The organism is Streptomyces sp. NBC_01190, assembly GCF_045039895.1.
In the GTDB taxonomy this organism is placed as follows: Bacteria; Actinomycetota; Actinomycetes; order Streptomycetales; family Streptomycetaceae; genus Actinacidiphila.
Window position 1 is genome coordinate 6,284,838 of sequence record NZ_CP108580.1, and the last position, 20,907, is coordinate 6,305,744.

Sequence of the window (20,907 nt, forward strand, 5' to 3'; positions counted from 1 at the left end):
CTGCCTGGGCGTCTCTGTCTGAGTAGGCCGCACCCCGGGCCGGCCAGTCCCGGCAGCGTCGGCCCGCTGGGCTGCCTGGGCCGTACAGTCCCGCATCCGGGGCCCGCTGACACAGAGGGGCCCCGGAACCGGCGCAGTGGTTCCGGGGCCCGAATGGGGAGGCCGGGGGTCAGATCCGGCGCAGCACCGCCACCACCTTGCCGAGAATGGTGGCGTCGTCACCCGGGATGGGCTGATAGGCCGCGTTGTGCGGCAGCAGCCACACATGGCCGGCGTCTCGCTTGAAGCGCTTCACCGTCGCCTCGCCGTCGAGCATCGCCGCGACGATGTCGCCGTTCTCCGCGACGGGCTGACGCCGTACGGTCACCCAGTCGCCGTCGCAGATGGCGGCCTCGATCATCGAGTCACCGACGACCTTGAGGACGAACAGCTCGCCGTCGCCGACCAGTTGCCGGGGGAGCGGAAAGACGTCCTCGACCGATTCCTCGGCGAGGAGCGGCGCGCCCGCCGCGATCCGGCCGACCAGCGGCACATAGGACGCGGAGGGCTTGCCGGTGGTGTCCGCGGGCTGCGGATGGCCGGCATCGGAAGCCCGTACCTCGTAGGCGCGCGGCCGGTGCGGATCGCGCCGCAGAAAGCCCTTCCGCTCCAGTGCCATCAACTGATGGGCCACGGAGGAAGTGCTGGACAGCCCCACCGCCTGGCCGATCTCCCGCATGGACGGCGGATATCCGCGCCGCTGGACCGAGTCTCTGATGACCTCGATAACCCGGCGCTGGCGTTCGGTGAGTCCCGAGCTGTCGGCGCGAATACCCGGGGGCCGTCCGGGAAGTGAGCGCGCGGGCTTCGGGGCGTTCTCTTCGTTCATCACGTCCAACGGGCCGATTCGATCCGGGGAGCGGTCAAGTGCGGTCAATGTCGCTGTGGCGCTCTCTGCGGTGGCGGTCACGGCGGCCCCTTTCCAGATGTTCTCCACCGCATGGGCTGCGGTCGGCCCGCTTCGCGGCACGGGCAGTTAGTACAACGGTAGTGGGTTTCGAAAGGTTGCGCCAAACACACGTTCGAGTGAATTTGCATAAATCCGCTGACGTGATCAAGGTACCGGGTGTATTGATCGAATGGAAGTTCGATTCTCAAAATTGCCGCTCGCCACCTGGCTCCGGCGCAGGGTGCCGCGCCCCGCCGGTTCTGCCATTGTGTCCCTCCGGCCCGTTCAGGGGAGTCCAATCGAGGGTTGTCCGGGGTCGCCGCCTACACTCCGAGACGCTCCGAGCCCGGTCCGTCGCGACGGCTCAGGGGCGGCGCGCGGTCAACGCACGCGCGACACGCGGAAGGGCCCCCTCTGGTCCACCAGCCCCACATCTAGTGGTTAGATGGGACCCGGGCACCACAAATTGTGGTCTCGTGCACGGTCATAGGGTCGTCACGAGATCGGGCGCGATCCGTGGAAAGCCCCGCGGAGCCTTTTGTCGTGCGCTCACCAGACGGTGAGGGAGGGAGTGGAAGACCCATGCACTGTCCCTTCTGCCGGCACCCGGACAGCCGTGTGGTGGACAGCCGCACCACCGACGACGGGTCCTCGATCCGCCGCCGGCGGCAGTGCCCGGACTGCGGCCGCCGGTTCACCACCGTAGAGACCGCGTCACTGATGGTGATCAAGCGCAGCGGGGTCACCGAGCCCTTCAGCCGCAACAAGGTGATCGCCGGCGTACGCAAGGCGTGCCAGGGGCGCCCGGTCACCGAGGACGCACTGGCGCAGCTCGGGCAGCGCGTCGAGGAGGCGGTCAGGGCCACCGGCAGCGCCGAGCTCTCGACCCACGACGTGGGGCTGGCCATACTCGGCCCGCTCCAGGACCTCGATCTCGTGGCCTACCTCCGCTTCGCCAGCGTCTACCGGGCCTTCGACTCCCTTGAGGACTTCGAAGGGGCCATCACAGAACTGCGTGAGCAGTTGCCCCCCACCGCTCCCGGTGGGCTCGACGAGGACCTCGGGGTCCCCGCGCCCACCGCCGCAGCCGACTGAGCGGCCGCCGGGACAAGGATGTGCCGGAGCGCCGCCTCGCGGCGCCGAGGCGGCAGAACAAGACCGTGCCGAGGGAAGAACCCGGCACATCAGGGCGTTTTCGCCCGTAAAGGGAGGCGGAATGACAGAGACGACGAGCGGCTCGGCACGCGCTTCACGCGTCAAGGCGTCGAAGGCGGGTAAGGGCCTGCGCAGCGAGCGCATCCACACCACTCCCGGCGTGCATCCGTACGACGAGGTGGTCTGGGAGCACCGTGACGTCGTCATGACCAACTGGCGCGACGGCTCGATCAACTTCGAGCAGCGCGGCGTGGAGTTCCCCGACTTCTGGTCGGTGAACGCGGTCAACATCGTCACCAGTAAGTACTTCCGCGGCGCGGTGGGCACCCCGCAGCGGGAGCACAGCCTGAAGCAGCTCATCGACCGGGTCGTGCGCACGTACCGCAAGGCGGGCGAGGAGCACGGCTACTTCGGCTCCGCCGCGGACGCCGAGCTGTTCGACCACGAGCTCACCTATGCCCTGCTGCACCAGGTGTTCAGCTTCAACTCGCCCGTGTGGTTCAACGTGGGCACCGCCCAGCCCCAGCAGGTCTCGGCCTGCTTCATCCTGTCCGTCGACGACTCCATGGAGTCGATCCTCGACTGGTACAAGGAAGAGGGCATGATCTTCAAGGGCGGCTCGGGCGCGGGCCTGAACCTGTCCCGTATCCGCTCCTCCAAGGAGCTCCTCTCCTCCGGCGGCAACGCCTCGGGCCCGGTCTCCTTCATGCGCGGCGCCGACGCCTCCGCCGGCACGATCAAGTCGGGCGGCGCCACCCGCCGCGCGGCGAAGATGGTCGTGCTGGACGTCGACCACCCCGATGTCGAGGCCTTCATCGAGACCAAGGTCAAGGAGGAGGAGAAGATCCGCGCCCTGCGCGACGCGGGCTTCGACATGGACCTGGGCGGCGACGACATCGCTTCCGTCCAGTACCAGAACGCCAACAACTCCGTCCGCGTCAACGACGACTTCATGAAGGCGTACGAGTCGGGGTCGAAGTTCGGCCTGCGGGCCCGGATGACCGGTGAGGTGATCGAGGAGGTCGACGCCAGGGGGCTCTTCCGCAAGCTGGCCGAAGCCGCCTGGGCGTGTGCCGACCCCGGCATCCAGTACGACGACACGATCAACCACTGGCACACCTCGCCGGAAGCGGGCCGGATCAACGCCTCCAACCCGTGCAGCGAGTACATGCACCTCGACAACTCAAGCTGCAACCTCGCCTCCCTGAACCTGTTGAAGTTCCTGCGCCATGACGACGAGGGCCACCAGACCTTCGACGCCGACCGCTTCGCCAAGGTCGTCGAGCTGGTCATCACCGCGATGGACATCTCCATCTGCTTCGCGGACTTCCCCACCGAGAAGATCGGCGAGACCACCCGCGCCTTCCGGCAGCTCGGCATCGGCTACGCCAACCTCGGCGCGCTGCTGATGGCGACGGGCCACGCGTACGACTCCGACGGCGGCCGCTCGCTGGCCGGCGCCATCACCTCCCTGATGACCGGTACGTCGTACAAGCGGTCCGCGGAACTCGCCGCGGTCGTCGGCCCGTACGACGGATACGCCCGTGACGCGGACGCCCACAAGCGCGTGATGACGCAGCACTCGGACGCCAACGCGATCGCGCTGCGCGCGGACGACCTGGACACCCCGGTCTGGGCGGCGGCCACCGAGGCATGGCAGGACGTGCTGCGCCTCGGCGAGAAGCACGGTTTCCGCAACGCCCAGGCGTCGGTGCTGGCCCCGACCGGCACCATCGGCCTGATGATGGACTGCGACACCACCGGCGTCGAGCCCGACCTCGCGCTGGTCAAGTTCAAGAAGCTTGTCGGCGGCGGCTCCATGCAGATCGTCAACAACACGGTGCCCGTCGCCCTCAAGCGGCTCGGCTACCAGCAGGAGCAGATCGAGGCGATCGTCGCCCACATCGCCGAGCACGGCCATGTGATCGACGCGCCCGGCCTCAAGCAGGAGCACTACGAGGTCTTCGACTGCGCCATGGGTGAGCGGGCGATCTCCGCCATGGGCCACGTACGGATGATGGCCGCGGCGCAGCCGTTCCTCTCCGGCGCCATCTCCAAGACGGTCAACCTGCCCGAGTCGGCCACCGTCGAGGAGGTCGAGCAGGTCTACTTCGAGGGCTGGAAGCTCGGCCTCAAGGCGCTGGCGATCTACCGCGACAACTGCAAGGTCGGCCAGCCGCTCTCCGCCAAGAAGAAGGGCGGACAGGAGGCGAAGGCAGACGCCGCGGCAGAGGCCAAGGGCGAGGTCACGGCCGCCGTCCGGCCGCTCGCCACGGTCGAGAAGGTCGTCGAGTACCGCCCGGTGCGAAAGCGCCTGCCCAAGGGGCGCCCCGGCATCACCACCTCGTTCACCGTCGGGGGCGCCGAGGGGTACATGACGGCCAACTCCTACCCGGACGACGGCCTGGGCGAGGTCTTCCTGAAGATGTCCAAGCAGGGATCCACCCTCGCGGGCATGATGGACGCCTTCTCCATCGCCGTCTCGGTCGGTATGCAGTACGGCGTGCCGCTGGAGACGTACGTCTCGAAGTTCACCAACATGCGCTTCGAGCCGGCCGGTCTCACCGACGACCCGGATGTGCGGCTGGCGCAGTCCATCGTCGACTACATCTTCCGCCGGCTGGCGCTGGACTTCCTGCCCTTCGAGACCCGGTCCGCGCTCGGCATCCACTCCGCTCCCGAGCGCCAGCGCCACCTCGACACCGGCTCCTACGAGCCCACCGACGAGGAGATGGACGTGGAGGGCCTCGCTCAGTCCGCGCCGCGCGAAACCGAGTCCCCATCCCCGTCGGCCCCGGCTTCGTCCCCGCGCCCGCCGCTCACCGTGGCGAAGCCCGAGGCCGTGATGCCCGCGCCCAAGGAGGCGCACAACTCCACCGAGCTGCTGGAGATCCAGCTCGGGCTCAACGCCGACGCCCCGCTCTGTTTCTCCTGCGGGACGAAGATGCGACGCGCCGGTAGCTGCTACGTCTGCGAGGGCTGCGGCTCGACCAGCGGTTGTAGCTGATCCCTGACGCCCTCGGGCGTAAGGCGGCCGGTCAGGGCGGTGGAGTCGATCAGTCGGCTCCGCCGCCCTCGGCGTTCTCGGAGCGCTCCCGCCGCTCGCGGGGTGCCCGCTGTCGGCGGCCGTTCGAGGCCGGAACGCGTAAGGACGTGACGGCAGTCCTGCCGTGGGGTCATGGCAAGCGCCCCAACGCGATTACGATGGCGCGGTGTTGGTGAAGTGGATACGCTGCGGCGTCGTCGATCGGCCAGGGTTCGACCGAGGTCAGCGAAGGTGGGCGGCGCTCAGGGAGCAGCCCGGGTTCCGCGGCCAAGGCGGCGGCTGGAGCCGGGCTCAGCCCGGCGTGGCGCACCTCTTCACCTTCTGGGACGCGCAGCGCTCCCACGACGCCTTCATGGCCGGCCCGCACGACGGGATCGCGGCCGGGCAGCAGGGCACCTTCGAGATGCTCGCCGTCAATCTCTTCGAGCACCGGCTCGATGTGAAGGTCGGTTTCGAGCCGAGGTTCGGCGACACCGATCTGCTGCGGGTCGCGCTGTGCAAGGTGCGGCCGGAGCGGGTCGAGCACTTCACCCTCATGCAGCAACGGGTGTGGAACCCGGCCATGGCCGGCTCCCCGGGCATGCTGCGCGGGATCTTCGGCCAGGGAGCGGGCAACGACTTCGTGGTGCTCTCGATGTGGAACACCGCGACCGAGCACGGCAAATACCGTGAGGGAGCGGTGTCCCGGCTGTCGGAACGCGCGGAGCTGGATGTCGATGTGCTCTCCGTCACGGGTGACGTGGTGGATGTGGTGCAGGCGTGGACGGTCTGACGATCGCCCTCGGCTGCCCCGGCGGCCAGACGTATCCCACAGGCGTCCGCTCGCCTCTCGACCTGCCGGTCGGCGTGACCGGCGCCGACGCGGTGCGGCTCTTCGGAGCCGCTTATCGCATGCTCGGATCGGCGTGCGGGGCGGGCGAGGTGGTACGGGATGTCCTGCGGGAGGCCACCGGCACGTTCCCCGAGGACGGCACCCTCGGCGGGGGCGCTGTCGGGGATCCGTACCGGCGGCTGGTGGCGGAGGTCTTCGCCGCTGCTCTGCGCCGGGGTGAGCCCGTACGCCCGCGGCGGGAGCCGCACACCGTGGCGTGGCTGCCCGAGCCCGTGCTGACCGCCGGCGGCACGCTGGGGCCGCTCGATACCCCCGAGCGCCGGGAGGCCGTCTCGATGGCGCGACTGGTGCTGCTGGAGCGGCTGGCACCGGGAGAGCGGGCCGCGGCTGTGGTCCATGAGATGTTCGATTACGGCCCCGCCGAAGCCGCGACGGTCCTCGGCCTGCCCGAGGCGCGGTACGTGACCTTGGAACGGCGGGCCCGGCACCGCCTCCAGGAGGCGGAGACCCCGCCGCGGACGCCGGAGGGCGAGGAGCAGCGGTGGTCGGCGGTGGCGGAGCTGCTGCGCGCGATCAAGGAAGAGGACGCGGTCGCGCTGGAGGAACTGCTCGCCGACGACGTGGTGGCCTGGTCGGACGGCGGTGGCGAGCCCGGTGTCGTACGGCGTCCCGTCCTGGGTACGGCGAAGGTGGGCCGCTTCCTCGCGGCGGTACGGGAGCGGATCCGCGACGGCGTGCGCGGCCACATCGCCGAGGTCAACGGTGACGCGGCGCTGATCGCGGCGGCCGGGGCCGAGGTCGTCGGGGTGCTGGCGCCGGAGTTCGGCGTCCAGGGGATGGTCGGCATCAGGGCGGTCGCGGATCCGGCGCGGCTGGTGTTCGTCAGCAGGCAGTGGGCCGAGCTGGGCGGGTCGGCCGGCTGACCGGCTCACGGGTCCGACGGGTTCCACGGGTCCGACGGGTTCGACGGCGCGGTGAGTGGCGGTCGACGGTCGTGCGGACGTCATCCCTTTCGGGGATGGCGCGCGGTCTCCTCGCGCGCGCAATAGGCTGATCACCATGGGACGCCCTCGCCGTATCGTGCTCATCCGGCACGGGGAGTCCCAGGGCAACCAGGACGACACCATTTACGAGCGGGTGCCGGATCACGCCCTGGAACTCACCGCCGACGGATTGAGGCAGGCCCGGCAGACGGGAGAGTTGCTGCGCGGGGTCTTCGGTGAGGAGCGGGTCCAGGCGTACGTCTCCCCGTATCGGCGGACCTGGGACACCTTCCGCGCGCTCGGCCTGGATCCCGGTCTCACCCGGGCCCGGGAGGAACCGCGGCTGCGGGAACAGGACTGGGGCAACTGGCAGGACCCCGAGGACATCCAGCGGCAGCGCAAAGCCCGCGATTCCTACGGGCACTTCTTCTACCGGTTCGCGATGGGGGAGAGCGGCGCCGACGTCTACGACCGGGTGGGCTCCTTCCTGGAGACCCTCTACCGGGCCTTCAAGCAGCCGGATTTTCCGCCGAACGTGCTGCTGGTCACCCATGGCCTGACCATGCGGCTGTTCTGCACGCGCTGGTTCCACTGGACGGTGGAGGAGTTCGAGATGCTCTCCAACCCGGCCAACGGCGAGACCCGGATGCTGATCGCCGAGAAGGAGGGCCGGTACGTCCTGGACCGGCCCTTCGAGCGCTGGGGCACTCCCGGCCCTCCCGGCGGCGGTGGTCCGTAAGTCCTGCCCACCGGAAGATCGACGCCGACCGCGTCTGGCGCGCGATGGCTGCCCTTTCGCTCTGCGAAAGCCTCCCCGAGTGGGTCATATCGCCTTGATCGACCCCCTGTGAGTGGCATGTTGCCGCAGAGTAGGCTGACCACGTCATGCCGTACGAACCACCCACCCACACCGTCGAGCGCTCGATGCGCGCCACCCTCGGCGTACGCACCGTCGCCGGTATCGACGAGGTGGGCCGCGGTGCCTGGGCGGGACCGGTCACCGTGTGTGCCGCGATAACCGGACTGCGCCGTCCGCCGGAAGGCCTGACCGACTCCAAGCTCATCACCCCGATCCGCCGTACCAAGCTCGCCGCCGTGCTCACCGGGTGGGTGACCTCTTACGCACTGGGGCACGCCTCACCTGCGGAGATCGACGACTTCGGCATGACCGAGGCGTTGCGGCTCGCGGCCTCACGCGCCTTGGAGGGACTGCCGGAACGGCCCGACGCGGTGATCCTCGACGGCAAGCACAACTATCTCGGCGGGACATGGCGGGTGCGCACGGTGATCAAGGGCGATCAGTCCTGCGTCGCCGTGGCCGCGGCCTCGGTCATCGCCAAGGTCCGGCGGGACGCCGCAATGGCCGAACTCGGAGCCGAATACCCCCCGTTCGCTTTCGCGGCCAACGCCGGATATCCGTCCCCCGTTCACCGCGCGGCCCTTGAGGAGTTCGGGCCGACCGGCCATCACCGGCTTTCATGGTCGTACCTGGACACGATGCCCCGTTGGCAGCACCTGAAGCGGGTGCGGGAGGGCGTCGAGACAGGGGAACAACTCGGTTTCGATTTTTGATTCAGCGTCCACTCGCCGCTGCGCATTCGTGCCGTCTTTGATAGACATCAACTCATGCCTCTCACCCCCGAGGAGCCTCAGATTCACGAGAGTGTCCCGGGTCCGCGCAATACTCCGGCCGCCGGCCGCAGTGCGTCGACCCCCCGTCCTGTTCCCGGCCCGCCGCGACCTGCGGCGCCGCGGCCCGCGCCACCCAAGGACGCGGCGTCGGCAGGTGTCCGTCCCGGGCGGCCCGGACCGAGCCGTCCCGCCGGAACCGGCGCCGCGGCTCCCAGCGGTAGCGGCCCGGTGACCCCGAGCGGCGTACCCAAACAACAGCAGCGCACCGTCTCCGGCGCCGGCGCGCAGATCCAGCTCGTCCCTGCCGCCGCCGGCGGGGTCCTGGACGCCGCCGACGAGACGGTCGACCGGCTGCTCGACGCCGGCCGGGCTCCCGGCGAGATCCTCGTCCTCACCACCGGCGATCCGCACCCCTGGGCCTCTCACGAGCTCTCCTTCGGGGAGGACTCCTACTGGGCCCAGTACGCCACCGCCGACGATGTCTTCTACGCCGACATCGCCGCGGAGCGTGCCACCGGACGGCCGGTGGTGGTCGTGGCGCTCGACGGCGGCTCCGACGAGACGCTGCCCCAGGCCCTGGCGGGCGCGCTCGCCCGAGCCGGCTCGCTGCTGATTGTCTGCGGGGACCCGGACCGGATCACCACCCTGCTGGCCGCCGGCAGTTAGTCGTCACCGGACGGCGGCCCGGCGCAGTGGCTGCGGTGTTCCACCGGGAATCACCGGCACCGACTCGCCGGTCCGTCGAGGCGACAACGTCGCGTTCGGCGTGCGGCCGGCCCGGTTCTCACCAATGATGTTCCAGCCGCCGCCGGTGAGCGTCACATAGGACCCGCAGCGCAGGCCGTGCAGAGTGCAGGCGTCGCGCAGTCCCCACATCCAGGCGCCGTCCTCCGCCGTCCAGCCGGTCTCGCCGTCGCGGCAGACCATCAGCACCGTGGTCCGTATCGGCTGCCGCAGCCGCAGATCGTGCGGGAGGACCCGGCGCAGATGGGACAGCAACGCGTTGCGCCGCTCCCAGCCGTCCACCACATCCGGTCGGCAGGCGAAAGAAGCGCTCGCCCTGATGCGGCCATCCGGATCGTAGACCGCGACCACGGCCATGGACGGGGACGGGAGATGCCGGGAGTGCAGATCTTTGATCACATCACGCGGATTTGCGAGCAACGGCACCCCGACACCGGTCCATTCGGCCGGTTCCAGATTGCGTGACGCGCGGGAGGCGGTGGCTGTGGATGTCTCCGCAACGAAGCCGATAGTCACGGTCCTCCCTTCACAGATACACCCGTGGACCGGGCGCGGGCGCACGCCGGTGAGAAGGCTCGATGAGCCGATCGGGGATCCGAAGCCAATTCTTCCTCCCGTAACTCCTTGCGGCAACGGGCAATTGCCGCCACCGACCGGTATGGACCTGTCCGAGGGGATAGATCCCTTCCGGCCGGTGCACCGACGCCGACGGATCAGCCCTGAACCGCCAGGACCAGCGGGAATACCGCCGTCGCCCCGGCCTGTCTGAGCATTCGCGCGACGACCGCGATCGTCCATCCGGTGTCCGCGAAGTCGTCCACCAACAGCACCGGTCCCGGTGTCGCCCGCAGCGCGGAGACCACTTCGGGCGGCAGACGGAAGGCCCCGTACAGGGCGCGAACCCGTTGTGCGCTGTTGCTGCGCGCCACCCCGCCGGGATCGCCACCCTCCGCGTACTCCACCCGACCCAGCAAGGGTATCCGGCCGATCTCGGCGATACGGCCGCTGAGCGACTCGACGAGCAGGCCGCGTCGGCGTGAGGCTATGTCCACCACGCCCACCGGACGATCCGGGGCGTCCGGATCCCCGCTCGCCCAACCTCCCGCCCCCCGCGCCCAGTCGGCGAGTACCCGGACCACCGCGTCGGCCGCCTCCGCCGACACCGCCCCGTCGGCGGCACCCTCGGCGAAGAGCGGACGCAGCCGGTTGCCCCAGCCGATGTCGGAGAGTCTGCCGAGCGCCCGGCCCGACTCGGCCTGCTCTGCCGCCGGGATGCGGCCCTTGAGTGCCACCCCGGCCGCGTCCAGACCGGTCGGCCACATCTTGCGCGGTTCCAGCTCCACGCCCGGCCTGCCCAGTGCGGCCCTGGCCGCGTCCAGTGCGGCTGCCGACACCTCCACCGGGAAGCGGGCCCCCGCGCAGTTGTCGCAGCGGCCGCAGGGCGCCGCCTGCTCGTCGTCGAGCTGTCGGCGCAGAAATTCCATTCGGCAGGCGGTCGTCCCGGCGTACTCCCGCATCGCCTGCTGCTCGGCGGCACGCTGGCGAGCCACCCATGCGTACCGCTCGGTGTCGTACGCCCAGGGCTGCCCGGTCGCGGTCCAGCCGCCCTTTACCCGGCGCACCGCGCCATCCACATCGAGCACCTTGAGCATGATCTCCAGCCGGGACCGCCGCAGATCGACCCGTGGTTCCAGTGCGGGCACGGACAGCGGACGGTCCGAGGCCGCCAGCACATCGAGGGTTCGGCGGACCTGTTCCTCGGGCGGGAAGGCGAGGGAGGCGAAATACCGCCAGATCGACTCGTCCTCCTGACCGGGCAGCAGCAGCACCTCCGCATGGTCCACGCCGCGGCCGGCCCGGCCGACCTGCTGGTAATAGGCGATCGGCGACGAGGGCGAGCCGACGTGCACCACGAATCCCAGGTCGGGCTTGTCGAATCCCATGCCCAGCGCCGAGGTCGCGACCAGCGCTTTGACACGGTTGGCCAGCAGATCGGCCTCCGCGGCCTGGCGATCGGCGTTCTCCGTCTTCCCTGAGTAGGAGGCGACCGGATAGCCCCGACGGCGCAGAAAGGCAGTGATCTCCTCGGCGGCCGCGACCGTCAGGGTGTAGATGATGCCGGAACCCGGCAGGGAATCGAGATGGTCGGCGAGCCAGGCCAGCCGGTGCGGGGCATCCGGCAGCCGCAGCACCCCCAGGGAGAGGCTCTCGCGCTCCAGCGGCCCGCGCAGCACGAGGGCCCCTTCCTCCTGCTCTGACCCCGAGGCGCCGGTGCCGAGCTGCTCGGCGACATCGGCCGTCACCCGGGAATTCGCGGTGGCGGTGGTGGCCAGCACCGGAACGCCGGGCGGCAGATCGCTGAGCATCGTGCGCAGTCGCCGGTAGTCGGGACGGAAGTCGTGACCCCAGTCCGAGATGCAGTGTGCCTCGTCGACCACCAGCAGGCCGGTCGTCGCGGCGAGCTTGGGGAGCACCTCGTCGCGGAAGTCCGGGTTGTTGAGCCGTTCGGGACTGACCAGCAGGACATCCAGCTCACCGGCCGCCACATCGGCCTCGATCTCTCCCCATTCCTCGGGGTTGGAGGAGTTGATCGTGCGGGCCTTGATCCCGGCCCGCTCGGCGGCTTCCACCTGGTTTCTCATCAGCGCCAGCAACGGCGAGACGATCACGGTCGGGCCGCTGCCGCGCTCCCGCAGCAGCGCGGTCGCGACGAAGTAGACCGCCGATTTGCCCCAGCCGGTGCGCTGGACAACCAGCGTTCTGCGGCCGTGCGCGACCAGCGCCTCGACCGCGCGCCACTGATCCTCGCGCAGCCGCGCGGCGCCGGGGGCGGCGCCGACGAGTCGGCTCAGTACGGTGTCGGCCGCGGATCGCAGCGCGGTGGTCATTTCGTTCATGGGTCCATGCAACCTGATCGGACCGACACCGCGCCAACCGCGCTCGGTGATCTGTGGATAACCCGGCCCGAAGTTATCCACAGGCATTCGGGAGGGTCTGGCGTGGAACAGGCGGGATGCGTCATCGTCGAACCATGACACAGAGCAACGAAACCCAGCACACACCGTCACCACAGCCGGCCGAAGACATCAAAGTCACCCTGCGCGGTCCGGCCGAACTCGCGGACGCCCTCCCGTATTTGCTGGGATTCCATCCCTCGGACAGTTTGGTGCTCGTGGCGCTCCACGGAGAGCATGGCCGGTTCGGCGGGCGCCTTCGGCTCGGACTTCCCCGGGATCCGGCGGATTGGCCGGGCCTGGCCAAGCACCTCGCGGAGTGTCTGGTGAAGAACAGTACGCGGCGCGGCGCCCGGCCGGACGCCGTCGTGGTCTTCTTCTGCCAGGATCCGCGCGAAGGCGAGCAGCCATCGGCCGTGATGGAACGGCTGCGGCCGCTGGCCCAACAACTGCGCATCGCCTGCGGCGAGTTGGACGTCCCGGTGGTGGAGGCCCTCTGCGTGTCCGCCGGTCGCTGGTGGTCCTACTGCGGGCCCGAAGCAGCGACCACGCCGGCCGAAGGAGATCGGCTTCCACCGGTCGGCAGTACGGCCATGGCCGCCACCGCCGCTTATGTCGGGCTGCCCGCCCCAGGCTCTCTGCGCGACATGGAGGCCAGACTCAAGCCCGCCGAGAGCAACCGGAAGCAGGAGATCGCCCTGGACATCGCCGCCGCCGAGCTCGTGCCGCGCATGCTCCGCCACCACGGCGAGGAGGATCAGGAGGCCGAGATCAGAAAGCGCACCCTCACCATGGCCCGCGCCGTGCTGGAGCGGTTCCGCGCCGCCTCGCCGATCAGTGATCCGGTCCGCGCCGACCGGCGGGACGACAGACTGCTCCGTGACGACGAGGCGGCGGGGATCATTCTGGGCCTCCAGGACAGAGGGGCTCGCGACCGCGCGGCCGAATGGATGGAGCCGGCGCGGGCCGACGCGGCCCTGCGACTCTGGCGGGCGGTGGCCCGCCGTTGCGTCGGTCCCTACGGGGAGCACGCGGCCGCGCCGTTGGCCCTGGCCGGGTGGGTCGCCTGGTCGTCGGGCGACGACGGCGAGGCGCGGATCGCCCTAGGCATGGCCCTTGACCGAGAACCCCACTACACCTTCGCCCGGTTGCTGCACCACTCGGTCAACGAGGGCCTGGACCCGGAGCTGCTGCGGCACTGCCTGCGCCAGGAGCGCCGCAAGCGGGTGATCGCCGCGACTAAATCTCGCCGCGGACCATCCGGACGAGCCGGTCGAGGACCTGGCCGCCACTCACCCGGAGACCGTCGTGTTCGTACTCGTCGGTGACCCAGGTCCGCAGGTTCCGCACCGTACGGGCGGTGGCCAGGGAGTCGGCGGTGTCCACGTACATGTCGTCGTGGTAGATCGCCGCCGCCACCGGAACCTCGTTGCGCGCCAGTTGTGCCGGGTCGTAAAGATCCGGCCACTGCTCGCGGCGTGCCAGCAGCTCCGCTGTCTCGCGCAGCGGCGAGAGCGCGGGATCCGTCGTGAACATCCACGGGTGGATGGTCTCGCCGGTGAAGAGCACGGGTTCCTCGCCGGCCAACCGGCCCCTCGCCTCGAACTGCGGGAAGCTCCCACGCACCCGCTCGGCCGCCCAACCGGTGCCGTCCGGCGAGACGGAACGCTGGCCGTAGGTCGCCTCGTGCAGTACGGCGTAGAGGGGATTGCCGGCGAAGGACAGATGCCCCTGGACCTCGGAGAGGAAGGAGTCGGAGAGGACCGGCCGGGACTGCCCGGGCACGAAGGCATCCTCGATCAGGTAGTGCAGAGTGTGCGAGCCGTTTCCGGAGCCCAGCATCAGGCCGAGCGACTGGAAGGCCTCCGGGGTGAGCCGGCCGCCGCCCGGCAGAGCCGCCTCGGAGCCGTCCAGCAGCCGGACGATCTCCCGGACCACCTGGATGTCGTCGGGGTAGCGCTCGTAGTGGGCGAGGTTCTTGTGCTCGATCCGCGGATAGGCGGCGCGGTAGACGTCGTCTGCGGAGGATCGCAGGCCGGGCAGGCCCCCGGTGATCAGTACCTCCCGCAATCCCTCGGCGGCGAAAGAGAGATAGGTGATCGCGCAGAAGCCGCCGAAGCTCTGCCCGAGGACACTCCACCGCTCGTCCTCGCCGACGAGCCCGCGCCGGATCACCTCGCAGTCCCTGACGATGGAGTCGGCCCGGAAGTGCGCCAGGTAGTCGGCCTGGGCGGCGGCATCACCGCGCGCGGGCAGCGTCTGTCGGGAGGCGGGGCTGGACCGTCCGGTGCCGCGCTGGTCCAGAAGGAGAACCCGGTAGTCCTGGAGAGCGCGGGGCAGCCATCCGTCCGCACCGAGCGGCCGCGGCGAGCGCCCACCGGGGCCACCCTGGAGATAGAGCAGCCACGGCAGCCGGTCGTGCTCCCGGCCTGGAGCGACGACCTCGCGGGCATAGATCTCGATCTGTTCCCCGTCGGGTGCTCCGTGGTCGAGGGGCACCGTGAAGGTGTGGTCGGTGAGGACGGTGCCCGGTTGGCGGTGGACGGCCATGAGTGTGTCTCCGAGGGCGGGAAGGCGGTGCGGGGAGCGACGGCTCCCGAGCAAGAACGGTAGACCGACCGTGACCTGCTTGCTCGGTGGGGCGTTCACTCGGAGTGCAGGACTCGCCTGAAGATCGTTCCCCTGACCGGCCGGCCATCCCCGCATCTGGTCGGCGGCGGACAACCGGCCCACCGGACGGCCGTGTCGCGACGGCCGTCGCCGGTGGCCGGCCCGGCACCCGGATACCCACGGCGGCGGTGGTCGCGCATGACGCTCTCGTGTGCCTGGCGGCGCCCGCGTTCTCGGTGTCGGCCCCGCACGGACAGCTCCGCGGCACGGGCCTTGAGGGCTGCTACCGCAACGGACGCCGGATACTCGCCCGTTGTGAACTGACCGTCGCGGGAGCCGAGCCCGTTGTGGTGCAGGCCAGGACACTGGGAGCGGAGCGGGTGCGCTTTGTGGCCGTCGTGCGCACCGCCGCCGATCGCGGACCCGATCCGGCGGTCACGGTCGAACGGGTGCGGTCAGCCGAGGGTGCGGAGCGGATCACGCTCGCCAACGCCGGTCCGGTGGTGGTGCGGCTGTCGGTCGAGGTGGCGCTCGGCACGGACCTCGCCGACCTGGCCGACATCGCCGCGGGCAGGCCGGGCCAACGGCTGGTCGCCGGCGTCAGCGGATCGGGGCTGCGCTGGACCCGTGGCCCGCATGCCGTCAGCGTCACCGCGAGGCCCGCACCCGACACGGTGCTGGCGTCCGCCGGGATGCTGCGCTGGGACCTGGAGCTGCCCCCGGGGGAGGCCAGGACCGTGGAGCTGATCACCGAGATGACCGAGACGGTGGCCGTGGGCGGTGGCGGCCCGCACATGGAGGCGGCCGACCGTCCACCGGCGCTGTGGCCGGACGCCTTGCTGGAGGCCGATGACCCCCGGGCCGCCGCTCTGCTCGCGGCATCGCTCGGCGACCTCCAGGCGCTGTTGCTGCGTGACCCGGGCAACCCTGCGGATCTGCACCTCGCGGCCGGTGCCCCGTGGCGGATCGGACTGGCGCCGGCCGACGCGTTGTGGGCGGCGCGGATGCTGCTGCCCCTCGGCACCCGCCTGGCCGCCGGAACCCTGCGCTCACTGGCCCGGGTTCAGCAAGCGGCCACCGGCCGCCTGCCCGGGGTGCTGCGGGACGCCGGGGCACATCTGCCGCCGCTGTCCTCCGGGGTGGAGGCCACCCTGCTCTTTGTGACCGTGTTGGAGGAGGCCCGCCGCTGGGGGTTGCCGGAGCGGGAGGTGGAAGCGCTGCTGCCGGCGGCGGAGCGGTGCCTGGCGTGGCTGCGGGCGGCGACGAGCACGGGGGCGGCCGCGGGGGCCGGGGCCGGGTTCGTCGGCGACGGCGCCCCTGGCGGGACGGTGCGGGCGGAGGTGCAGGCGTATGCGCACCGGGCCGCGTTGCAGGGGGCCGAACTGCTGGACGCCTTCGCCAGGCCCGGGGCGGGGGAGTGGCGCGAGTACGCGGCGGAGTTGCGGGCGAGGTTCCGCGCGGGGTTCTGGATCGAGGGCCCGGGTGGCGGCCGACCCGCCCTGGCCGTCACCGCCGAGGGCCGCCGGGTGCCGCTGGCCTCCTCGGCGCTGGCTCATCTCCTCGACACCGGACTGCTCGGAAGGGGCGACTTCGCGCCCGGACTGCTGGACCGGGCGCAGACCGAACGACTCGGGCGGTTGTTGACGGCCCCCGATCTGGACAGCGGGTGGGGACTGCGGACGCTCTCGGCGAAGGCGCCCGGGTTCAGCCCGTTCGGGCACCGGGGCGGAGCCGTGCGGGTGCACGAGACGGCCGTCGCCGCCTTCGGTCTGGCCGCAGCCGGGCGGGAGAAGGAGGCGTCGGCTCTGGTGATGGACGTGCTGGAGGCGGCCGGCACGTTCGGGATGCGGCTGCCCGAGATGTACGGAGGGGAGCAGCGGCTGCCCGGTGGCGCTCCGTGCCCGCATCCCCTGGCATGCCGGCCGGCGGCGGTCGCCGCGGCGGGAGCGGTGCATCTCCTCATGTCGCTGGCCGGAGTGCGGCCGGACGTGCCGGGTGGGGTTGTCGCCGTGCGTCCGCCCCTCGGCGCACCGCTGGGCGCCCTGCGGCTGTCCGGGCTGCGGGTCGCCGGGGAGCCGTTCGGGGTGCGGGTCAGCCGGCTCGGTACCGGCATGGTGGAGGAGGCCGCCGCCGGGTTGCTGCTGGGAGCGTGAGGGACGCCGGCCGCCGATCCGGCGCGACCTGATCACGGGGAGCTGACGATCGGGCTGATTATCGTCAGGCAGACGACTAAGATCGCGGCATGTCGCGCTACGACCCGTCGGCCTTTCCGCCCTTCGCCGTCACCGTCGACCTGGTTGTGCTCACGGTGCGGGAACACGCCCTGTGCGCACTGTCGGTGCGTCGGGGCGAGCCGCCGTTCCAAGGGCGATGGGCACTTCCCGGCGGTTTCGTCCGCACTGACGAGGACCTCTCCCAGGCCGCGGCCCGTGAGCTGGCCGAGGAGACGGGGCTGCGCGCCCAGAACGGCGCCCACCTCGAACAGCTCGCCACCTATGGCGATCCCCAGCGCGACCCGAGGATGCGGGTGGTGAGCGTCGCCCATCTCGTGCTGGCCCCCGATCTGCCGGCGCCCAGGGCGGGCGGCGACGCCCGTAGCGCGCGATGGGCCCCGGTCGGCACGCTGCTGGCCGAAGGCGGCCAGGAGCACGCGGCCGAAGCGACCCAACTGGCCTTCGACCACCACCGGATTCTCGCCGACGGGGTGGAGCGGGCCCGGTCGAAGATCGAGTACTCCTCGCTGGCCACCGCCTTCTGCCCGGCCGAGTTCACCGTCGGGGAGCTGCGCCGGGTGTACGAGGCGGTGTGGGGAGTGGCGCTCGACCCGCGGAACTTCCACCGCAAGGTGACCGGGACCGTCGGCTTCCTGGTACCCACCGGCGGGACGACGACCCGTCAGGGCGGCCGTCCCGCGCAACTCTTCAGGGCCGGTGGCGCCACCCTGCTCAATCCGCCGATGCTGCGACCGGAAATCTGACGCCCCGGCTCCTTGGTTCATTGTCCAATTTATGAATTTTGAGCGTTATGGTGCTGGGGTGATCCAGGCCATCGGATTGACCAGCATCCCCCGCCGCAAGACCCGGCCCGCCATCGCCGATCTCTCCTTCGAGCTCCATCCGGGAGCGGTGACCGGCCTGCTCGGGCCGGCCGGGTCGGGCAAGTCCACCGCCGTGCGGTTGCTGCTCGGCCTGGAGGCGGGCCGCGGCGCGACCCTCGTCGGCGGCCGCCCCCTGCACGATCTCCCGCACCCCGCGCGGGAGATCGGCGCCGTGGTCGGCGATGTGGCCGGGCATCCGCGCCGCACCATCCGCGGTCATCTCCGGATGCTCTGCGCCGCTTTCGGGACGCCCCTGGCCCGGGCGGACGAGATGCTGGGTCTGGTGGGGCTCGACGCGATCGCCGACGAGCGTCTCGGGAATCTCTCCCTGGGCATGGATCGACGCCTGGGCTTCGCCGTGGCGCTGCTGGCCCGGCCCCGAGCCCTGATCCTCGACGACCCGGCCCGGGGTCTGCCGCCCGGTGAGGCCGCCTGGGTCCACGATCTCGCACGCAAGCACGCGGCGGCCGGTGGCGCCGTACTGCTCGCCGGGCGCGACGCCCGCGCCCTGGCCCGTACCGCCGACCGCATGATCGCACTGGACCAAGGGCGCCTTGTCACCGACGAACCTTCTGACGACTTCGCCCGTGCCCGCCTTCGCCCGCGTGTGGTGGTCCGTTCTCCCTATGCCCAGCGACTGGCCGGCCTGCTCGGCGAGAGCGGCGCCGAGGTCGTCGGCGCGAGCGGCACCCGTATCGCCGTCTACGGGACGACAGCCGCGGCCGTCGGGGAGACCGCGTACCGGCACGGCATCCTGCTGCACCACCTTGCCGACGAGGCGGCGCCGACCACGTCCACCGCGCCCGCCACGTCCACCACGTCCGCCAGGCCCACCGCTCCGACCATCCGGGCCGCCGGATCCGACGAGCCGGACACCATCCCCCGTACCCCCTGGCGCAAGACACCTCCCGTGCGGCGGCCGATCGCCCGTCGCACCGGCCCTGAGCGCCCCTTCGGCTACGAGGTACGCCGCGCCTTCGGCATCCGAACCCCCTGGCTCGCCGCCGGAGCCACCCTTCTCGGCTCCGCGGCCGGCGCCACGATGATGATCAGGATCGGCGGCGCGCCCACGTCGCCCCTCCGGCTGCTGTCGGGATGGGCCACCGAACTCCCGCTGCCCGTGGTGGCGATCGGCGCCGGCGGGATCGGCGCGCTCAGCTACGGACAGGAGTTCACCTACCCGGCGCTCGCCCCCGGCCACGGCCCCGAACCGCGAAGTCCCCGGCTGCTCACCGCCAAACTGGCCGTCGCCGGTGCCACCGCCCTTGTCCTGGCCGCGCTCGCCGTGATCCTCGACCTCGCAGTGCTGCGCATCTCGCCGGGCGAGGTCCGGGCCTTCGCCCCGCTGGCCCATCCCGGCGCGCTCGCCGCCTGGGCGGCGCTCGCCGTCGGCTGCGCCTGGGCCGGAGTACTGGCGGCGGCGCTCTTCCGCACCACCGCGCTCGGCCTCGCCGCCGTACTCGGCGTCCCGGTGCTGGTCGTACCGGCGCTGCGGATGGCCCTCGGTGGTCGCGCGGTGGGGGAACTCGAAGACGCCGTCGGCGCGTTGTGGTCGGTCGTCACCGGGGTGTCCCAGGACGGCGGCACCGTGTCGGGAACCCTGCGCTGGGTCGGCCAACCCTTCGTGCTGGCCTCGGCGTTGTCGCTGACCGCGCTGGTCGGGGCCTACGTGGCGAGCGCGTTGCGCGGGCGGCGCCGCGGGCGAAGGTCAACTGCCGCGCCGGCCAGCGGACCTGTGCCGGCCACCGGCAAAAAGGGATGATTTCTCCACAAAAACGTCAATGATCAGGTGATGAGCACTCACCCTTTCGTGTGCTTTTCAGCAAAGCCCTCAAGGCCCGCTTCGGCATCGCCGACAAAGGATGCGTGAGTACCCTTGCGCATTCCATGATGACCGCGGCTCGCTCCGCCGACTCCGGTGTCGCCGGTTCGGGCGAGCTGGACCGCTTTTCGTATGCCGACGCCCCCGGCACCGACCGCCCCGGACTCCGGTCGTGGGAGGGCGTGGAGTCGGACTTGAGCCGGGTCGGCCGCCGCGCGGGCGGCAGCCGCGGCCGCGGTCTGCACGGTCAACTCGTCCAGCAACTCGGACAGATGATCGTCTCCGGCGACCTCGGCGCCGACCGCCCGCTGGTTCCCGAGGAGATCGGCCAGCGTTTCGAGGTCTCCCGCACGGTGGTGCGCGAGTCCCTGCGCGTCCTCGAGGCCAAGGGCCTGGTGAGCGCCCGCCCCAACGTCGGTACCCGGGTCCGCCCGGTGAGCGACTGGAACCTGCTCGACCCCGACATCATCGAATGGCGTGCCTTCGGTCCCCAGCGCGACGAGCAGCGGCGTGAGCTGCTCGAACTACGCTGGACCATCGAGCCGCTGGCCGCCCGGCTCGCCGCGGGGCACGGCCGTGAGGACATCCAGCAGCGGCTGGCCGACATGGCGGAGATCATGGCGCACGCCGCTGCCCAGGGGGACGCGCTCACCTTCACCCGCGCCGACGCCGAGTTCCACACCCTGCTTCTCCAGGTCGCGGGCAACCGCATGCTGGAGCACCTGTCCGGCATCGTCTCCTCCGCCCTGCACGTCTCCGGCGGCCCGACCACCGGCTGCGACCGTCCCGCCGACGCCTCTGTCGGGCTGCACCACCGCATCGTCGAGGCCCTCGCCGAGGGCGACGGCGGCACCGCCGAGGCGGCGATGCGCCAACTGCTCTCGGTTCCGGCCGAGCCGCCGGCCGCCGCGCCGGCCACCGTCCCGGCCACCACGCCGGCCGATCACGTCGTCCCCGCTCCGCGCGAGCACTGACCGCTCCGGGCCGTCGTGGGCCCCCGGAAATCGGGACCTGCGGCGGCCTCAGACGTGCCAGATGTCGGTTCTGACGCCTAAAGGTACGATTCGGGGTGTGACTCGGGCCACGTAGGCTGGGCGTAACGCT

At 71.1% G+C, this 20,907-nt stretch carries 16 protein-coding genes; 12 read left to right on the forward strand and 4 right to left on the reverse strand.

Going from position 1 to position 20,907, the window contains the following annotated elements; genetic code table 11:
* Nucleotides 1–169: 169 nt before the first annotated feature.
* Nucleotides 170–949 carry a transcriptional repressor LexA gene (gene lexA, locus OG519_RS26465; RefSeq protein ID WP_405588750.1) on the reverse strand — a complete coding sequence of 260 codons (780 nt, stop codon included), beginning with the start codon at nucleotides 947–949 and terminating at the stop codon, nucleotides 170–172.
* A 561-nt stretch (nucleotides 950–1,510) separates the two neighbouring features.
* Between lexA and nrdR the strand changes: the two genes are divergently transcribed.
* The 7 genes from nrdR to OG519_RS26500 all read left to right on the forward strand — a co-directional run bounded on the left by nrdR (nucleotide 1,511) and on the right by OG519_RS26500 (nucleotide 9,242).
* Nucleotides 1,511–2,023 carry a transcriptional regulator NrdR gene (gene nrdR, locus OG519_RS26470; RefSeq protein ID WP_405588753.1) on the forward strand — a complete coding sequence of 171 codons (513 nt, stop codon included), beginning with the start codon at nucleotides 1,511–1,513 and terminating at the stop codon, nucleotides 2,021–2,023.
* Nucleotides 2,024–2,144: 121 nt separating this feature from the next.
* Nucleotides 2,145–5,090 (forward strand): vitamin B12-dependent ribonucleotide reductase, encoded by a 2,946-nt coding sequence (locus OG519_RS26475; protein ID WP_405588756.1) that lies wholly within the window; start codon nucleotides 2,145–2,147, stop codon nucleotides 5,088–5,090.
* 205 nt (nucleotides 5,091–5,295) lie between these two features.
* Nucleotides 5,296–5,901 carry a YdbC family protein gene (locus OG519_RS26480; protein ID WP_405588758.1) on the forward strand — a complete coding sequence of 202 codons (606 nt, stop codon included), beginning with the start codon at nucleotides 5,296–5,298 and terminating at the stop codon, nucleotides 5,899–5,901.
* Nucleotides 5,889–6,884, forward strand: a complete 996-nt coding sequence (locus OG519_RS26485; RefSeq protein ID WP_405588760.1) for an RNA polymerase subunit sigma-24 — start codon at nucleotides 5,889–5,891, stop codon at nucleotides 6,882–6,884. The genes OG519_RS26480 and OG519_RS26485 overlap by 13 nt, the downstream gene beginning before the upstream one ends.
* A 136-nt stretch (nucleotides 6,885–7,020) precedes the next feature.
* Nucleotides 7,021–7,683, forward strand: a complete 663-nt coding sequence (locus OG519_RS26490; protein WP_405588762.1) for a histidine phosphatase family protein — start codon at nucleotides 7,021–7,023, stop codon at nucleotides 7,681–7,683.
* Nucleotides 7,684–7,829: 146 nt separating this feature from the next.
* Nucleotides 7,830–8,516, forward strand: coding sequence for a ribonuclease HII (locus tag OG519_RS26495; protein WP_405588765.1), 687 nt, complete (start codon nucleotides 7,830–7,832; stop codon nucleotides 8,514–8,516).
* A gap of 54 nt (nucleotides 8,517–8,570) precedes the next feature.
* Nucleotides 8,571–9,242 (forward strand): hypothetical protein, encoded by a 672-nt coding sequence (locus OG519_RS26500; protein WP_405588767.1) that lies wholly within the window; start codon nucleotides 8,571–8,573, stop codon nucleotides 9,240–9,242.
* A 3-nt stretch (nucleotides 9,243–9,245) separates the two neighbouring features.
* Here OG519_RS26500 and OG519_RS26505 read toward each other — a convergent pair whose 3' ends face one another.
* Both OG519_RS26505 and OG519_RS26510 read right to left on the reverse strand, forming a co-directional pair.
* Complete coding sequence (locus OG519_RS26505; RefSeq protein WP_405588770.1) at nucleotides 9,246–9,836, reverse strand: hypothetical protein; 591 nt, start codon at nucleotides 9,834–9,836, stop codon at nucleotides 9,246–9,248.
* A 197-nt stretch (nucleotides 9,837–10,033) separates the two neighbouring features.
* Nucleotides 10,034–12,208: a DEAD/DEAH box helicase gene (locus tag OG519_RS26510; protein WP_405593019.1), complete on the reverse strand. Its 2,175-nt coding sequence runs from the start codon at nucleotides 12,206–12,208 to the stop codon at nucleotides 10,034–10,036.
* A gap of 143 nt (nucleotides 12,209–12,351) precedes the next feature.
* Here OG519_RS26510 and OG519_RS26515 point away from each other — a divergent pair, with 143 nt between their 5' ends.
* Nucleotides 12,352–13,602, forward strand: a complete 1,251-nt coding sequence (locus OG519_RS26515; protein ID WP_405588773.1) for a DUF4192 domain-containing protein — start codon at nucleotides 12,352–12,354, stop codon at nucleotides 13,600–13,602.
* Here OG519_RS26515 and OG519_RS26520 read toward each other — a convergent pair.
* On the reverse strand, nucleotides 13,514–14,824 hold the full coding sequence (locus tag OG519_RS26520) for an alpha/beta fold hydrolase (protein WP_405588776.1): 1,311 nt from the start codon (nucleotides 14,822–14,824) through the stop codon (nucleotides 13,514–13,516). The genes OG519_RS26515 and OG519_RS26520 overlap by 89 nt on opposite strands.
* 248 nt (nucleotides 14,825–15,072) lie before the next feature.
* On the opposite strand from OG519_RS26520, the gene OG519_RS26525 reads away from it, so the two are divergent.
* From OG519_RS26525 to OG519_RS26540, 4 genes are all read left to right on the forward strand, one after another.
* On the forward strand, nucleotides 15,073–17,037 hold the full coding sequence (locus OG519_RS26525; protein ID WP_405588778.1) for a glycogen debranching N-terminal domain-containing protein: 1,965 nt from the start codon (nucleotides 15,073–15,075) through the stop codon (nucleotides 17,035–17,037).
* An 89-nt stretch (nucleotides 17,038–17,126) separates the two neighbouring features.
* Nucleotides 17,127–17,861, forward strand: coding sequence for an NUDIX domain-containing protein (locus tag OG519_RS26530; protein WP_405588781.1), 735 nt, complete (start codon nucleotides 17,127–17,129; stop codon nucleotides 17,859–17,861).
* A 58-nt stretch (nucleotides 17,862–17,919) separates the two neighbouring features.
* Complete coding sequence (locus OG519_RS26535; RefSeq protein WP_405588784.1) at nucleotides 17,920–19,743, forward strand: ATP-binding cassette domain-containing protein; 1,824 nt, start codon at nucleotides 17,920–17,922, stop codon at nucleotides 19,741–19,743.
* A gap of 104 nt (nucleotides 19,744–19,847) precedes the next feature.
* Entirely contained in the window at nucleotides 19,848–20,777 is a 930-nt protein-coding gene (locus OG519_RS26540; RefSeq protein ID WP_405588787.1) for a FadR/GntR family transcriptional regulator, read from the forward strand.
* Nucleotides 20,778–20,907: the final 130 nt, after the last annotated feature.

What these genes read in the sequence shown, in the direction of transcription:
- nrdR (WP_405588753.1), top strand. Translation starts at nt 1,511, where the DNA reads ATGCACTGTCCCTTCTGCCGGCACCCGGACAGCCGTGTGGTGGACAGC.
- OG519_RS26475 (WP_405588756.1), top strand. Translation starts at nt 2,145, where the DNA reads ATGACAGAGACGACGAGCGGCTCGGCACGCGCTTCACGCGTCAAGGCG.
- OG519_RS26490 (WP_405588762.1), top strand. Translation starts at nt 7,021, where the DNA reads ATGGGACGCCCTCGCCGTATCGTGCTCATCCGGCACGGGGAGTCCCAG.
- OG519_RS26495 (WP_405588765.1), top strand. Translation starts at nt 7,830, where the DNA reads ATGCCGTACGAACCACCCACCCACACCGTCGAGCGCTCGATGCGCGCC.
- OG519_RS26500 (WP_405588767.1), top strand. Translation starts at nt 8,571, where the DNA reads ATGCCTCTCACCCCCGAGGAGCCTCAGATTCACGAGAGTGTCCCGGGT.
- OG519_RS26510 (WP_405593019.1), bottom strand. Translation starts at nt 12,208, where the DNA reads ATGACCACCGCGCTGCGATCCGCGGCCGACACCGTACTGAGCCGACTC.
- OG519_RS26515 (WP_405588773.1), top strand. Translation starts at nt 12,352, where the DNA reads ATGACACAGAGCAACGAAACCCAGCACACACCGTCACCACAGCCGGCC.
- OG519_RS26520 (WP_405588776.1), bottom strand. Translation starts at nt 14,824, where the DNA reads ATGGCCGTCCACCGCCAACCGGGCACCGTCCTCACCGACCACACCTTC.
- OG519_RS26530 (WP_405588781.1), top strand. Translation starts at nt 17,127, where the DNA reads ATGTCGCGCTACGACCCGTCGGCCTTTCCGCCCTTCGCCGTCACCGTC.